The organism is Marinomonas ostreistagni, from assembly GCF_016461785.1.
GTDB classification, from domain to species: domain Bacteria; phylum Pseudomonadota; class Gammaproteobacteria; order Pseudomonadales; family Marinomonadaceae; genus Marinomonas; species Marinomonas ostreistagni_A.
Map to the genome: position 1 here is coordinate 323,992 of NZ_JAEMUH010000001.1, position 15,484 is coordinate 339,475.

Here is a 15,484-nt window from a genome sequence, read left to right on the forward strand (position 1 = left end):
AGGCTTTTCGCTCTGATAAGGATATAGAAGGGTTTAGCGTGATACCTCGAAGAAATGTGTCTCAATTTGTTTTAAGTAAACTCTTTGCCTGCTACGTTTTTGTAGCGGGTATTGCGCTTGCTGGCTTTTTCTTGTGGTCCCATCAACAGTTAGCTTTGCAGCACGAGAAAGTTACTCAGCAACTAGAGTCATATTTCTTAAATGTTTTGGAAATGCCTGCTGAAGAACAAAATATTGCACTTGATAGTGTCATGTTAGGGGTTGAGCTTTCATCTAAAAATGGATCCCCCATTTCTCTTGTTTCTTTGGAGAATAGCGAAGGGGCGAAGTTAGTATACTGGGGAGAAAACTCTGATTCTGTGTCAGCAAACATTGAGTCGTTCTATCTTGCAGACAAGCTTGGCAATCAGTACCAATTACATATTTCCTTTTCAGATTCAACTCTAGCGGGTTTTGTCTATCATCATTTTTTACCTGTGCTTGGGCTTTTATCATTTCAACTAGCGCTGCTTTTACTGACGTTAAGAATTCTCATAAATAGAAGTCTTGATGGGGTATTTAGTGGCTTTATGAGAGAGCTAAGTGTGATTAATTTACGTCACCCAGAGCCATTGCAAGCGGATGCGTTTCTTGGTCAATTTGCTGAATATCGGCAAATGCTAGCCAGCGTAAATAGAGTTATTTTATCTCTAGCTAGATCGCGTGAAGAGCTTTCTGATATTAATGAAGAGCTTGAAACACGGATACATGATAAAACAGCGGTATTAGAAGAGCGTAATGAAGAGCTACTTGAATTGAACAAGCAGTTATCTGTTATCGCGAATACTGACGCTTTAACTCAAGTGTATAACCGAACTCGTTTCGATGTTTTGTTTAAAGAACATGTTGCTATCGCTACCCGGAGGCATACTCCATTATCTATTCTCTTAGTGGATTTAGATGACTTTAAAAAAGTCAATGATCAACATGGGCACCAAGTTGGCGACCAGGTCCTCAAACACGCTGCTCGTGTCATTCAACATATAGCGTTAGAGGATGGCATAGTTGCTCGATGGGGAGGAGAAGAGTTTGCCGTTCTTTTACCGTATTTTGATTTAAGTATGGCTGAAGAAAAAGCTGAGCGTCTGCGTGCAGAAATGGCCAATGCTGTTTTCGAGCAGCAAGCGATTAAAGTCACAGCTAGCATCGGTGTCGCGCAGTTGTGTATGCAGGAAACAGCATCACAACTACTCAAGCGTGCGGACGATGCGCTTTATGATGCGAAGGGGGGCGGCCGTAATCGTGTCATTATTGCTTATTTAGAAAACAGTCACACTCAACTGGAAATTGATGATCTCCAAGCTGGGGAGTTCATTGAGGTTTTTGATGTTGCGCTAGAGCCCAGTCAAGATGAACCAGAAGCTTCTCAGAAGCTGTTAACCTAGCATTTTCTAACGTTTCGATAATATCAATCCGTGTCGGTGCATTACCAAGAGCGACCGCAATGTTTCTGCGCCAGTTTTCATAACCTGTTCGCCTTATTGGAGAGCCTTCCGTGTTTTTAAGAAAGGTTTCTTCATCCCACTTAAATAGTGCGAGTAAGTCTTCATTATCCAGGTTGTGGCGAGGTTGGAAGTCTTGTTCTTGAGTGTGTTTAGCAAACTTTGTCCAAGGGCAAACCAGCTGGCAGTCGTCACAGCCAAAAATACGGTTGCCCATTTTTGAGCGTAACTCTTCTGGAATAATACCATCGTATTCAATAGTTAAGTATGAAATGCACTTACTGGCATCCAGAACCCAAGGTTTAACAAATGCGTTGGTAGGGCACTTATCAATGCATGCACTGCAACTGCCGCAGTGACGTTTTGCTGTTGGCTTATCAACAGGAAGTGGGAGGTTGGTGAATACCTCTCCCAGTAAAAACCAGCTGCCAGCTTTGGGTGATAGTAATAAGGTATTTTTACCGATCCAGCCCATGCCTGCCTGCTCTGCAATCTGGCGTTCTAAAATAGGCGCACTGTCAACAAATGCTCTGTACCCATGTTCCCCTACTGCTTGCTCAATTTTCTTAGCCAACTGGGTTAGGCGTTTACGAATCAATTTATGATAATCACGGCCTAACGCGTAGCGTGCAACATAGCCTCTTTCCTTTGTTTTTAGACGCTTTACGGTTTCAACAGACTCAGGCAAATAGGACATGTTTAGGCTAATAACACGTTGAGTGCCTGTATGAAGCTTGGCTGGAGAAAAGCGTAAATCGCCGTGGTTAGATAAATAACTCATTTCGCCGTGGTAGCCTTTAGCAAGCCACGCTTGAAAGCCTTCGCGATATTGCTCAAGTTCGGGATCGACTATACGGCATTCGCTAAAGCCAAATTCTAAAGCCCATGACTTTATGTCTTGAGAGAGTTGCTGTAATTCAAGTTCTGAGAAAGAGGACACGATTTATTGGATATCGATTAGGCACAAAAATGGTGCAATGACATGAGGCTGGGCAAGGGGCTTCCTCTGCCCAGCTGGAGTACTTAATATAAGTTACTATCGCTCTTAACCGTGTCCATCAACAGTTTGATGAATAAACGGTCTGCATCTGAGTGTTCTTCTGGGATTTTTAGTGTGGTTTGGCTTGAAACCGCTTCTGCGATGACTTGATAAGCATTGGGCTCATTGATGTGCTCTTTGGCAATGCGAACCAATTCTCCTGCTAATTCTGGTTCCATAAGAATTTTACGGAAGCAACGTAGAAACTCATCAATAATACGTTGTTGATTCAATTGTGAAGCCATAGTGGTAACTCCTTAATTTACAATGTAAGTATGACACCATGAAAGCCGTTGTAGAGCAAGAAGAATGGCGTTTTGTGGTGCTTTTTCATTGACACATTATGGTGCGCCTGACAGAATGGGCTCATACGTCAGCAATACCCCGCTGACATCTCTTCTGATGGTGGCCAACAGCCCCTTTCTATACGACTAGAGTATAGTCGTTACACAAAGTATTGTGAGTAAAATTTTTACAAGCAGTGCTTCCCTCGCGAAAAAACGCGGGCAGTGTCAAAACTGCGATTTCTTGCGTTTGAGTGTTCCTTGATTTCAGGCATCTCATTTGTTTTGCAAACTTCGTTTTATCAACTTTTATCTGAGCTTGGTATGCGGTTACAATAGCCGCACCAAAATAGCAGATTGATGAACACTATAGAGGTTAACAAGGTGGAGTTATTATCCGGTGGTGAAATGATCGCCCGCTTCCTCAAAGATGAGGGAGTAGAATACATATATGGCTATCCAGGTGGTGCAGCCCTGCACATTTATGATGCACTGCATCGCCAATCTGATGTCAAGCATGTTCTTGTCCGTCACGAGCAAGCTGCGACACACATGGCTGACGGTTACGCTCGTGCGACAGGCAAACCTGGGGTCGTACTAGTTACCTCTGGTCCTGGCGCAACCAATACTGTGACAGGTATTGCGACAGCATTCATGGACTCCATCCCTATGGTGGTCATCTGTGGTCAGGTAATGAGCTACTTGATTGGTGAAGATGCGTTCCAAGAGACAGACATGATTGGTGTTTCTCGTCCAATCGTAAAGCATAGCTTCAGTGTTAAGCACCCGTCTGAAATTCCTGGCGTATTGAAGAAAGCTTTCTACATTGCGAGTTCAGGTCGTCCTGGTCCTGTGGTTGTTGACATTCCCAAAGATATGACCATGCCGAATGAGAAGTTTGAATACAACTATCCTGAGTCTGTATCGCTTCGTTCTTACACTCCGCCAGCAAAAGGTCATAGTGGGCAAATTAAGAAAGCGGTTGACCTATTATTAGCCGCTAAGCGACCAATGATCTACGCCGGTGGTGGTGTAATTATGGGTGGTGGTTCTGAATTATTGACCAAATTAGCACAGCAGCTTGAGTACCCTGTTACCAATACGCTGATGGGGCTAGGTGGTTATCCTGCAACGGACGACCAATTTGTTGGTATGCTTGGAATGCACGGATCCTATGAAGCTAACCAAGCGATGCATCATAGTGATTTGATATTGGCGATTGGCGCACGTTTTGATGATCGTGTAACGAATGACCCTGATAAGTTCTGTCCAAGTGCAAAAATAATTCATGTGGACATTGATCCTGCGTCGATTTCTAAGACTATCCGTGCGGACGTGCCAATTGTAGGTCCTGTGATCCAAGTTTTAGAAGAAATGCTGTCACTGATCGACGATGCACCAGCTCGCTCTAATCAGGACTCTATCAAGAATTGGTGGAAACAGATTAATGAATGGCGTCAAGTTCACGGTGGTCGTTATGACACATCTAGTGACAAGATCAAGCCACAAGCAGCGGTAGAAGCTTGCTGGCGCGCAACGAACGGTGATGCATTTGTCGCATCAGACGTTGGTCAGCACCAAATGTTCACAGCACAGTACTACAAGTTTGCTAAGCCATACCGCTGGATTAACTCTGGTGGTCTAGGCACTATGGGCTTCGGTTTGCCTGCAGCTATGGGTGTTAAGATGAACTTCCCTGAAGAGACTGTAGTGTGTGTAACAGGTGAAGGTAGTATCCAGATGAACATTCAGGAGCTATCGACTTGTCTACAATACGGTTTACCAGTGAAGATTCTTTGTTTGAATAATGGTTACCTGGGCATGGTTCGCCAATGGCAAGACATGAACTACGAAGGCCGTCATTCAAACTCTTACCTAGACTCATTGCCTGAATTCAAGACTCTAATGGACGCTTACCGTCACAAGTATGTAGAGATTCGTACTAAAGATGAGCTAGATTCGAAGATGGAAGAAGCGTTCGCGATGAAAGATCAGCTTGTATTCATCAACTGTTATGTAGACCCTGAGGAACACGTATACCCAATGCAAGTACCACGTGGCTCTATGCGTGATATGTTCCTAAGCAAAACGGAGCGAACTTAATATGCGACACATTATCTCAGTTTTAATGGAAAACGAACCGGGGGCTTTGTCGCGTGTTGTTGGCCTGTTTTCACAGCGTAACTTCAACATTGAATCATTGAACGTGGCGCCAACAGATGACCCGACATTGTCTCGATTGACGTTAACAACATTTGGTTCTGACCAAGTAGTTGAGCAGATTACCAAACAGCTTAATAAACTGATTGATGTAGTTAAGTTAGTAGACTTAACAGAAGGTCAGCACATCGAGCGTGAATTGATGTTGGTCAAAGTGAGAGCTTCTGGTGCTCAACGTGCTGAAGTTAAGCGTACAGTTGATATTTTTCGAGGCAATATCATTGATATGACGCCTTCTATCTACACGATGCAGATTGTTGGTGAGTCAGACAAGCTGGATGGCTTTCTTCAAGCACTAGGTGGTATGCACATTCTTGAAGTGGTTCGTACAGGTGTATCTGGTGTGGCACGAGGCGAGAAAACGCTCTCTCTGTAAGGGATGGCTGTTTATTCTTTGAAAAAACGCGCTTTCTAGCGCGTTTTTTTGTGCCTGCATATTTGTCTTTTAATATGTTTTTTTATGATGACTCTTGGCACTGTTCTGACAATTGTTGAGTGAATGGGCATTTTAACGAATAATCTGTTCTTACTAGGAGTAAAAGCGTAACTGCCTGTTTCTTGGTTTATTTTTATCTGAAAGTAGCCACAATGAAATGACACATTCATTGAAACAGGACGATACTATGAACACTTCAACAGCATTTAAAAATACAAAAACAGTGATTAAAAAAGGCGCTCTTGCGACGGCGATTGCCGCAACCACTTTAGTTGGGACTTCAGTCTACGCAGACGACCTTGCTTGTGCTCGAGTTGCAGGGAACGAAGCCGCCGTTGAGATAGCGAAAGCGCAAGATGATTGGAGTGAGATCTTTACGACACAAGCAGAGTTGGCAGCAGCGAAAACAGAGTGCTTTATTGATAAACATGTAACGTCCAATGATACGGATGAAAACTGGGAGGAAATTAAAGAAGACTTCCAAGAGGGAATGGCTGATCTGCACGATGAGTTCGAAGAGCAGGTCGACAATGCAAAAGACGTTTATGAAGACGCTAAAGATAAGGCGGAAACAGATAAAGCTTTAGCCGCCGCTGAAGATACCTATGATGAGACAATGGAAGAAATTACTGATACCTATCAGGATTCTGTCGCAGCACTAAAAGATAAGTTGGGTATTAATGAGTCATAAACAATAATTGTTGGTGATTTAGAATGGCCACCTTGACGGTGGCCATTTTGTATTTAAGAGTAGCGCTTTTTAGAAATACTTTTACATGCTAACGTGCATGGAGTTTTAAAGAATATAGGCTGAGAAGTGGATAAGATTAATTGGAAATTGTTGAGGGCTTTAGAAAAGAACGCTCGCTTGAGTTATTCAGAGCTTGCTAAATTAGTTCACTTATCCGCTCCGGCTGTCGCTGAACGCATTAAAAAGCTTGAAGAGCAGGGGGCAATCTCAGGTTATCGAGCAACCATCAATCTTGAAAAAGTAGGGATTCCAATTACCGCTCTGGTGGAATGCGAGGTGTATCGTACGAAAGAAAGAGCATTCAAAGAGTTGGTGCTGAGCCTTGATGAAGTGGTGGATTGTTATAACATCACTGGTCCATCTGCGTTTATCTTGCGTGTTGCAGTATCATCTATGTCTTGTTTGGATGTCTTGTTAGAGAGGCTGATTGATTTGAGCGACACCAAGACTATGATGATTATGTCACAACCAGTTGATCGTGAAATGCCGCTCAATATTGAAAAGGTTACAAGTTCGCTTCCTTAATAGGTTCCAGTGTAGCGGTTTTGCGTGGCCACTGACTCACAATCATTCCAGAAAAGATCAGAGCACAGCCAAACAGAGCGCGATCACTCAACACTTCTCCCATTAATAGCCATCCACCTAGTACTGCAAAGACGGCTTCCATTGATAATATCAAAGCGGTGCTACTAGGGCTGACGTTACGTTGTCCTAGTGTTTGCAATGTAAACGCAATCCCTGAAGAAGCAACCCCAGCATAAACAAGTGGCCACCAAGCCAGTTCGATCGAATTCAACGTTGGAGTTTCAAAGCTAAAGGCGGTTAGCGTTGCCCAAACGGTGGCAACAGCAAATTGCATAATCGACAATGGCAAAGCGGGAAGAGAGCGAGATAAGTAACTTATTAATAATACGTGTCCTGTCCAAAATAATGTGCCAGCAAACTCAAGTGCATCCCCTTTGTTAATACTAAGGTTTGGTCCGATAGTGAGAATATAAAAGCCAACCAGAGCTATGGCTAAGCCTCCCCAGGTGAGACGATCTACCGCATGTTTAAATAGTAGTCCCACTAGTGGCACCATCACAATATACATACTAGTAATGAAACCAGCGTTGCCCGCAGTGGTGTAGAGTAGGCCGGTTTGTTGAAACGTAAAGCCAAAGAACAACAAAGTGCCTGCAGCCGCGCTCCCTTTAAAAAGAGCTGGCTTCGAATAGGGCTCTTTTACCTTAAAGATAAACAAGAGGGGTATTAAGGAAAGGGTGGCGAGAAAGAAGCGAACAGCATTAAAAGTGTGCGGGCCAATGACATCCATTGCAGTACTTTGTGCAACAAATGCAAATCCCCAAATACAAGCGGTAAGCCATAAAAATAAGTGCGAAATAGACATGACAACCTCGTCTTTTATGAGTAGAGTTGCCGTCCATTTTAAGGTGGTGCGAGGCATTCGAAACAGCGTGAAACCTTCGAAAGCAAAGCTCATTCCTTGTTTTTATAAGTTTTTAAATAATATTTGCTTTCAAAACGAAAGCGTTAATGTGAGAGGTAAAAGAAACAATAGATGGCACTTGAAGTTTGGCTAGCGGTAGCTCCTATTTTATTACTACTTTCTTTTGGGCCAGGCCCCAATAACTTTACGGCAATGTATAACGGTATTCGTGTCGGTGCGGGTTCTGCTGTGGTGGCGGTTGTGGGGCGAAATATTGCTTTTGGTCTACTGATGCTCATATCGGCATTAGGGCTGGGTGCGGTCATTGTTTCATCGGTATTTTGGTTTAATGTCGTGAAGTGGTTAGGTGTGATTTATCTGTTTTACATTGGTGTTAAAGCGTGGGTGAATGCGTCCAACAGTCTATCTGACATGGAAGAAGGAGGGGTAGTGGTGCCTAGCACCCATGTGAGTCGTATGCGCCAAGAGTTTATGGTAGCGATCAGTAATCCGAAAGCGATCTTGATTTTTACAGCTATTTTCCCGCAGATGTTAGATCTTTCTGAGCCAGTTACGACACAGTTTCTAATCATGGGGGTAACGTTCATGGCAACAGAGTTTATTGCGGCATTTTTCTATGCATTGGGTGGGCGTCAGCTGCGTAGACTGATTCGTAGCCCTAAAGGGATGATTAATTTAAATCGAGGGATGGGCGGGATATTTGTTCTAGCCAGTGCTTTTCTGGCAACGGCTTCTAGAGTGTAGAAGCAAGGCTAAAGCAGTTAAAACGAAAAGAGGGAGCCATTGGCTCCCTCTTTGGTATCAAGGCAGATTCATTAAGAGTGCTCTGCAAGAAACTCTTCAGATAAGTACAGTTCTTGGTTGCTGTTTACTTTCACGTCACGACTTAGAATATTTTTCGCAATTTGCTTAGCTTCTTCTAAAGAGTGCATAGTGTAAGTGCCACACTGATATTCGTTTAGCTCAGGGATATCTTCCTTTGCAGCCACGTTCAGCACATCTTCCATAGCAGCTTTCCAGCTCTGAGCAACGGTTTCTTCACTTGGCGTTCCGATAAGGCTCATGTAAAAGCCAGTTCGGCAACCCATTGGCGAAATGTCGATAATTTCAACGCTGTCACCGTTTAAGTGGTCACGCATAAAGCCTGCAAACAGATGTTCTAGAGTATGAATGCCTTTCTCAGAAAGGATTTCTTCATTCGGAATGCAAAAACGCAAATCAAATACCGTGATGGTGTCACCCTTTGGGGTTTCCATAGTTTTTGCAACACGCACGGCAGGCGCATACATACGAGTGTGATCTACGCGAAAGCTGTCTAATAGTGGCATTTGAATTCTCTCCTATGCTCTCGCCAAGCAGTGGGCGAGGTGATTATTTATGTCTGCTATTGTACATGAATTTTGTCTTCCATCATGGGGGGATTGCGAGTTTTTACATGTTCCCATAGCAATGCAAGAACGAAGACAAAACCAGCAAACCACATATTTTGTCCTACAAACAATGCCATGATCAGGCAACTAATCGTTGCTAGAGCAGAGAGCCAAAGGTGCTTTTGGCCAAGTGATTTCACCGCAGTTGCGCAGGTCAGTAAGTAGATCAGTAAAAATGCGCCGTTGGTCATTTCTATGAGCCATTCCATTTGAGCAGTGAAGAGCTCAATGTATAGCAAGGATAGTAAACACATCACTCCAACAAAGGTAACTGCTCGTATTGGTGTACCTTGCTTTGATAGGGAAGCAAAGTAGCTTGGCAGTGCCTGTTGACTGGCCATAGATTGAACCATCCTTGCAAAGCCCAAGATGTAAGCCCCAACATTAGAAAACGCAATAACATAGGCGCCTAAGGCAAACCATCTGCGAGCGTCTTCACCGAGTAAGGCGCCGACTAACAGAGCAAGGGATTGACTGTTGGTCAGCTCATCACCGTAGACTTGATAGTGAGCAATCATTAGCACGGTGGCTAAGTAGAGCAGTACAACTAATGCAATTCCGCCCAGTAGCGCAATTGGAAAGTCTCGGCTTGGGTTTTTAAACTCTGAACCCATGTGAGCCATGACCTCGATACCGAGGAAGCACCAAAAGATCGTCCCAGTTGCGAGCAAGGTACTTTCCCATTCTCCCCAATTCGTAGGTTGCTGGACTGTTAGGTTGCTGATGGATACATCGCTTAATATAAAAAGCCCTAACACTGTACCAATAAGACAGATGACCACTCCCGTTTGAAAGTTAGCCGAGTTTTTCATGCCAGCTATGGAGAACAACAGCATTCCTATCAAAGTGATACTACTTAATAGGAAAAGGCTGCTTTCGGAAACATCTAGTACGATTGCAAGGTATGCGGCAGCCACTTTAATCGCAACAGCTGGGCCAACTAGCAAGATGCTTAAGAATAGCCAACCAACGGCTCTTTCTGCTTTTTGCCCAAGTACCTTGCCAATATAGTGGGAAGCACCTCCTGCTGAAGGAAAGCGGCTCCCTAAAAAGGAGAATACAAATGCTACGGGGACTATGATTAAGGCCGTTACAAGCCAAGCATAAAATGCAAAGCTTCCTGCTTGTGCAACGGACATCGCCGGTAAAATCATTAATCCGGTACCGACGAATGTGGTCACGGTCATTGCGATGCCTTGTATAGGGCCTAGAGTGCGCTGGTACTGCATGCTTCATTCCTAATGAAAGTGCTTTGAATTTATGTTGTACAGGATAAAATGAGCGCAATAAGAATGCTTGAGTCACTTTGCGCCTATTTGATGACAATGTGTCGGTTTTGCCAGCAAAGTGACGGTGATAACAATAAGGTTGTTAGATGACTCTAGATCGCTATGACGAAAAGGTGCTGGCATTGCTGGTGCAAGATGCTCGTTTGTCTGTATCGGATATTAGCCGCCAGGTGAACCTTTCTCGCTCCGCTGTTTCTGAGCGTATAAAGCGATTAGAGGAAGGTGGCATGATTACTGGCTACCACGCTCATGTGTCAAAAATGGACCAAGATCTTATTTCTGCTTACTTAGCCTTGACGTTTAGGCCTTTATCTTGCGAACAAGTACAGCCATACATAGATAAAATTCCCGAAGTTAAGCTAGCGCATTCTATTAGCGGCGATATTGATCTGATGATTCTTGTTCAGGTGCCATCTATGAAACGTTTACATGAGATACGATTGGAAATGGACAGTTGGCCAAATATCGATAAAGTGATGACTCATATGTGTTTAGCCACACGACTGGATCGTTTGTAGTACACTAGTAGTGATTTGCTTAATTGGTTCGTGTCTACTTGATTTAGCATTTGCGTAAACACAATCATCTATATGTCAGGGAGAGTGCTGTTCTGAAAGGCTTAGATTTCATCGCACGTTGGCGTAATCGAGATATCGCAACGGACGATTTACTGTTGTTATCTATGCTGGCTATTGGATGCGGAGTCTTAAGTAGCCTAACAATGACGGGCATGATTGAGCTTCTGTATTGGTTGTCATCTGCTGTGTTGCCATCCCATAGTGAAAACTATGAAGAGTTATCGCCAAATTTTCGTTTTATCCTTCCAGTTGCAGCATGTCTTGTTTTGACGGTGTTTTGGTATTTGGTACCAGAGAGAGGTTTGAAAGTTGGGATTCCTTACGTCGTGGAGCGATTAAATTATCATCAAGGAAACTTGCGTTGGTTGAACGCATTTGTGCAATTCTTTGGTGCATTTATTGGTCTCTTTGGCGGTCTTTCAATTGGCAAAGAGGGACCTGCTGTTCACATTGGCGCGACCTTTGGTAGCCGTCTTGCACAGCATTTTCGATTGTCTTACATCGGTGTGGATACCTTGGTTGCCTGTGGTGTGGCAGGTGCTATTGCGGCTGCTTTTCAGACCCCTCTAGCAGGTGTTTTGTTTGCTTATGAGGTGATCTTCCACGAATATCGGTTGCGTTTAGTATTGCCTGTTTTATTGTCGGCTATCGTAGCAACGGCCATTAGCCAATGGTTATTGGGACGCATTGAAATCTTTGAGTTGCAGGCTGTTTTCATGCCCCTATACGATTTGGAGATGATGGCGGCTTATGCTGTGCTGTCGATCGGTGTTATTTTAGCTGCGGGCCTTTTTTATCAGGTTCAGCGTATTTTGTGGGGCGTTGCTTACATTCCTGTGTGGGGGAGGTTTTTAACCGTTGGTGTGTTAACTGGGGTGATAGGCCTATTCTACCCTCAGGTATTAGGCAGTGGTTATGACACGCTAGACCTTCTTCTCACTGGCGAAGTACTTGCGGTTTCTTTATTTGGCCTGATTGTGGCCAAAGTCTTGTTAACATCTATATCGATTGGTTTAGGCATCCCTGGTGGCATGATTGGGCCTACCTTTGTTATTGGTGGGCTGTTAGGGGCGCAAATTGCCTTTTGGTTTGATACGTCTATTCCGATGTCAGAAGAGCTGGGGTTATTTGTATTACTAGGAATGGCTGCGATGATGGGGACGGTTTTTCAAGCACCGCTAACAGCTATCGTTGCAATGGTGGAGATGACTCATACCTCTGTCGCTATTCCTCCTGCTATCTTCGTCATTGTCTTGTCCTGTATCACCGTTCGTTTAGTGTTTAAGCAGGATTCTATCTTTGTAGAGCGGATGCACTCATTAGGTATGGTGTCTGAGTGGAGTCCAGTTCAAAGGGTATTGCGCCAGCATGATGTTAGAAGTGTGGCAGCTAAAGTCGACATCTTTCCTGAATTGCTGCATTTTGAGCGAGTCCGAGATTTAGCGTCGAGTATGGTAGACTATGTTGTTATTGATAGAGGTGGGTACTACTATGTTGTATCTGTTTCTTCATTAATAGAGGCGTTAAAGACGTTAGATGCGGGTCCGCAACCATGGTTGGTTAAAGATCAAGAACGTATTGCAATGTCTGTATTGGATGCCGCACCAAGTTATAAGGTTCACGTGCTGGATTCATCGCTTTCTCTAGCCGAGCTATTAAGTTGGCTACATCAAAATGAGCAGCATCAGGTTTTGGTCAGCTTCTCTCAGCAACAAGAGCTATGGTTGGTAACATCGCAACAGCTCGATCAAATGTTATTAAAGGGGTAATCATGCTTTGGGTTAAAGCATTTCATATTATTGCAGTGGTATGTTGGTTTGCTGCACTGTTTTATTTGCCGCGATTATTTGTCTACCATGCTGACGCAAAAGATAGGGAAAGTATTGAGCGCTTTAAAATCATGGAACGTAAGCTATATCGTGGCATTATGACGCCATCGGCTATCGCGACTGTTGTTTTAGGGTTTTGGGTGGTTTCTTATAACACTGAGTACTATTTTAGTTCAGGCTGGTTCCATGCCAAAATGCTGCTCGTTGCTTTGTTGCTAGGCTACCACCACGCATGTGGTCGCTTGTTAAGAAAATTTGCTAATGACCAAAATACACGCAGTCACAAGTTTTATCGTTGGTTTAATGAGTTTCCCGTTCTAATTCTCATCGGCGTGTGTATTCTCGTCGTTGTAAGACCGTTTTAATTTATCGAATTTATGGATCCAAATATGAGTCGTTCAGAAGAATTATATTCACGTGCCCAAAAACACATTCCTGGTGGTGTGAACTCACCGGTTCGAGCTTTTAACGGTGTAGGTGGATCGCCAGTTTTTTTCCAAAAAGGAGAAGGTGCTTATGTATATGATGAGGATGGAAAGCGCTACATCGACTATGTGGGTTCTTGGGGGCCAATGATCCTCGGTCATTCGCATCCTGATGTCATGAATGCAGTGCGTAAGCAGTTAGACTTTGGCTTGAGCTTTGGTGCACCTACAGAAGTAGAAATCACTATGGCTGATAAGGTATGCGAGCTTGTACCATCGATGGATATGGTACGAATGGTGAACTCAGGTACCGAAGCGACTATGAGTGCTATTCGTCTAGCTCGTGGGTACACTGGACGAGATAAAATTGTAAAGTTTGAGGGCTGTTACCATGGCCATTCTGACTCCTTATTAGTAAAAGCTGGCTCCGGTGCTTTGACACTTGGCGTACCTAACTCTCCTGGTGTGCCTGCAGATCTTGCGCAACATACGATTACTCTGCAGTTTAATGATATTGAAGAAGTGAAATCATGCTTCGCTGAAATGGGTGAACAGATCGCTTGTATTATTGTCGAGCCCGTAGCTGGAAATATGAACTGTATTCCACCTGTAGAGGGGTTCCTTGAAGCACTTCGTGAAGTGTGTGATCAGTCTGGAGCAGTGCTTATTTTTGATGAGGTTATGACGGGCTTTCGTGTTGCATTAGGTGGTGCTCAAGAACGATTCAATATCAAACCTGATCTAACAACTTTGGGTAAAGTGATTGGCGCAGGTATGCCTGTAGGTGCTTTTGGTGGTAAACGTGAAATCATGGAATACATTGCGCCGCTTGGCCCTGTTTATCAAGCGGGTACATTATCAGGTAATCCCGTTGCAATGGTGGCCGGTCTTGCTGTTTTGAATAAAATCAGTGAACCAGAGTTCCACAAAACATTAGAAGCAAAAACCGTTGCGTTGATGGAGGGGATTCAAGCTGCTGCAGACGAGCTTAATGTTCCTCTTGTTACGGTATGTGCCGGTGGTGGAATGTTTGGATTGTTTTTTACTGAGCAAGAGAAAGTGACCACATTTGCGGATGTGCAAAAATGTGATACTGAGAAGTTTAAGGTGTTTTTTCATCACCTTCTTGAAGAAGGTGTGTATTTAGCGCCCTCTGCATTTGAAGCTGGCTTTACATCTCAAGCGCACACAGCAGCAGACATTGAATATACGATAGCCGCTGCCAAACGTGCATTAGCTAAACTCGTATAGGTAAGGGTCTTTAATTATGAAAGAAGACAATATGCCTGCAGAAGAAACTGAAACAGAACTGCGTTCGGAACAAGTTGAAGGTAGTGAAAACTCAGAAACGACTAAGAAACAGCCGCACCGAGGCGTTTACTTACTGCCAAACTTATTTACTACGGCCGCTTTATTTTCAGGTTTCTATTCAATTATTGCTGCTATGAACGGCAATTTCACTCAAGCGTCTGTGGCCATCTTTATTTCTATGGTTTTGGATGGTCTGGATGGACGAGTGGCTCGTTTGACTCGTACTCAAAGTGCCTTTGGTGCTGAGTATGATTCACTTGCTGATATGGTGTCATTTGGTATTGCGCCGGCACTCGTTGCATTTACTTGGGCATTAGCTCCGCTAGGTAAAGTAGGTTGGATTGCTGCATTTATTTATGCCGTTGGTGCAGCCCTAAGATTGGCGCGTTTTAACACTATGATTGGTAGTCAAGATAAACGTTACTTTACAGGGTTACCAAGCCCTTCGGCTGCGGGCATTGTTGCTGGTTTCATTTGGGCTTGTGAAAGTTCAGGTGTATCAGGTGATCAAGTGGCAAGCGTGATGGCTTTGTTAGTTCCTGTAACTGGATTGCTTATGGTGAGCAATGTTAAGTACCGAAGCTTTAAAGACCTCAATATCAAAGGGCGTGTTCCTTTTGTTGTTCTGCTTATTGCCGTATTGGTATTGGTTTTGATTGCTCTTGAGCCTGCACTTGTTCTTGCTGGCGTCTTCTGTGCCTATGGTTTATGGGGGCTGCTCGGGATTTTTATTAAACAACTACGCTAACGAAATTGATCACGTATTTAAAGCCCGCTACTTATACAAGTAGCGGGCTTTTTGTTTTTAGAGTCATAGGTTTAGGGGCTGGTTACTTGCTTTATAGCTGCTTTGATTGTTTCTTGATCGATAAATGGCTGTTTTTGAGTGATAAACAATCAATTTTGTGTTTTTCTCGCAATAAACGGAACTTTTTTAAAATTAATTAAAAAAGAGCTTGCA

At 43.7% G+C, this 15,484-nt stretch carries 16 protein-coding genes; 11 read left to right on the forward strand and 5 right to left on the reverse strand.

Annotation, left to right across the window (positions count from 1 at the left end):
• The first annotated feature begins 56 nt into the window (after positions 1–56).
• The gene (locus tag JHD44_RS19020; RefSeq protein ID WP_199460413.1) at positions 57–1,424 is read left to right on the forward strand and encodes a GGDEF domain-containing protein; all 1,368 of its coding nucleotides are present in this window, start codon (positions 57–59) and stop codon (positions 1,422–1,424) included.
• Here the strand turns inward: JHD44_RS19020 and queG are convergent.
• Together queG and JHD44_RS01620 are read right to left on the reverse strand one after the other, a co-directional pair.
• A complete protein-coding gene (queG, locus tag JHD44_RS01615; RefSeq protein ID WP_325097027.1) occupies positions 1,351–2,421 on the reverse strand; it encodes a tRNA epoxyqueuosine(34) reductase QueG in 1,071 nt (356 codons plus the stop codon). The genes JHD44_RS19020 and queG overlap by 74 nt on opposite strands.
• 83 nt (positions 2,422–2,504) lie before the next feature.
• The gene (locus JHD44_RS01620; protein WP_133562813.1) at positions 2,505–2,765 is read right to left on the reverse strand and encodes a hypothetical protein; all 261 of its coding nucleotides are present in this window, start codon (positions 2,763–2,765) and stop codon (positions 2,505–2,507) included.
• Between the two features lie 423 nt (positions 2,766–3,188).
• On the opposite strand from JHD44_RS01620, the gene JHD44_RS01625 reads away from it, so the two are divergent.
• From JHD44_RS01625 to JHD44_RS19025, 4 genes are all read left to right on the forward strand, one after another.
• Positions 3,189–4,907 carry an acetolactate synthase 3 large subunit gene (locus JHD44_RS01625; protein ID WP_199460415.1) on the forward strand — a complete coding sequence of 573 codons (1,719 nt, stop codon included), beginning with the start codon at positions 3,189–3,191 and terminating at the stop codon, positions 4,905–4,907.
• Position 4,908: 1 nt separating this feature from the next.
• Complete coding sequence (gene ilvN / locus JHD44_RS01630; RefSeq protein WP_199460417.1) at positions 4,909–5,400, forward strand: acetolactate synthase small subunit; 492 nt, start codon at positions 4,909–4,911, stop codon at positions 5,398–5,400.
• 247 nt (positions 5,401–5,647) lie between these two features.
• A complete protein-coding gene (locus tag JHD44_RS01635) occupies positions 5,648–6,151 on the forward strand; it encodes a hypothetical protein (protein ID WP_199460420.1) in 504 nt (167 codons plus the stop codon).
• 126 nt (positions 6,152–6,277) lie between these two features.
• On the forward strand, positions 6,278–6,736 hold the full coding sequence (locus tag JHD44_RS19025) for an Lrp/AsnC family transcriptional regulator (protein WP_199460422.1): 459 nt from the start codon (positions 6,278–6,280) through the stop codon (positions 6,734–6,736).
• On the opposite strand, the gene JHD44_RS01645 is transcribed toward JHD44_RS19025, so the two are convergent.
• Positions 6,717–7,601, reverse strand: coding sequence for a DMT family transporter (locus JHD44_RS01645; protein WP_199460424.1), 885 nt, complete (start codon positions 7,599–7,601; stop codon positions 6,717–6,719). The two genes, JHD44_RS19025 and JHD44_RS01645, sit on opposite strands and share 20 nt — an antisense overlap.
• A 171-nt stretch (positions 7,602–7,772) precedes the next feature.
• Here JHD44_RS01645 and JHD44_RS01650 point away from each other — a divergent pair, with 171 nt between their 5' ends.
• Positions 7,773–8,405: a LysE family translocator gene (locus tag JHD44_RS01650; protein ID WP_199460426.1), complete on the forward strand. Its 633-nt coding sequence runs from the start codon at positions 7,773–7,775 to the stop codon at positions 8,403–8,405.
• 71 nt (positions 8,406–8,476) lie between these two features.
• Here the strand turns inward: JHD44_RS01650 and luxS are convergent, their stop codons facing one another.
• Together luxS and yjeH are read right to left on the reverse strand one after the other, a co-directional pair.
• Complete coding sequence (luxS, locus tag JHD44_RS01655; RefSeq protein ID WP_199460428.1) at positions 8,477–8,989, reverse strand: S-ribosylhomocysteine lyase; 513 nt, start codon at positions 8,987–8,989, stop codon at positions 8,477–8,479.
• A gap of 56 nt (positions 8,990–9,045) precedes the next feature.
• A complete protein-coding gene (yjeH, locus tag JHD44_RS01660; RefSeq protein ID WP_199460429.1) occupies positions 9,046–10,320 on the reverse strand; it encodes an L-methionine/branched-chain amino acid transporter in 1,275 nt (424 codons plus the stop codon).
• 146 nt (positions 10,321–10,466) lie between these two features.
• On the opposite strand from yjeH, the gene JHD44_RS01665 reads away from it, so the two are divergent.
• From JHD44_RS01665 to pssA, 5 genes are read left to right on the forward strand one after another with little or no spacing between them, the layout of a single operon-like run.
• Positions 10,467–10,898 (forward strand): Lrp/AsnC family transcriptional regulator, encoded by a 432-nt coding sequence (locus JHD44_RS01665; protein WP_133562833.1) that lies wholly within the window; start codon positions 10,467–10,469, stop codon positions 10,896–10,898.
• A gap of 50 nt (positions 10,899–10,948) precedes the next feature.
• Complete coding sequence (locus tag JHD44_RS01670) at positions 10,949–12,727, forward strand: chloride channel protein (RefSeq protein ID WP_233401563.1); 1,779 nt, start codon at positions 10,949–10,951, stop codon at positions 12,725–12,727.
• A gap of 2 nt (positions 12,728–12,729) precedes the next feature.
• A complete protein-coding gene (gene hemJ, locus JHD44_RS01675; protein ID WP_199460431.1) occupies positions 12,730–13,152 on the forward strand; it encodes a protoporphyrinogen oxidase HemJ in 423 nt (140 codons plus the stop codon).
• A 24-nt stretch (positions 13,153–13,176) separates the two neighbouring features.
• Positions 13,177–14,463: a glutamate-1-semialdehyde 2,1-aminomutase gene (gene hemL / locus JHD44_RS01680; RefSeq protein ID WP_199460433.1), complete on the forward strand. Its 1,287-nt coding sequence runs from the start codon at positions 13,177–13,179 to the stop codon at positions 14,461–14,463.
• Positions 14,464–14,479: 16 nt separating this feature from the next.
• The gene (pssA, locus tag JHD44_RS01685) at positions 14,480–15,271 is read left to right on the forward strand and encodes a CDP-diacylglycerol--serine O-phosphatidyltransferase (protein ID WP_418903724.1); all 792 of its coding nucleotides are present in this window, start codon (positions 14,480–14,482) and stop codon (positions 15,269–15,271) included.
• Positions 15,272–15,484 lie beyond the last annotated feature (213 nt).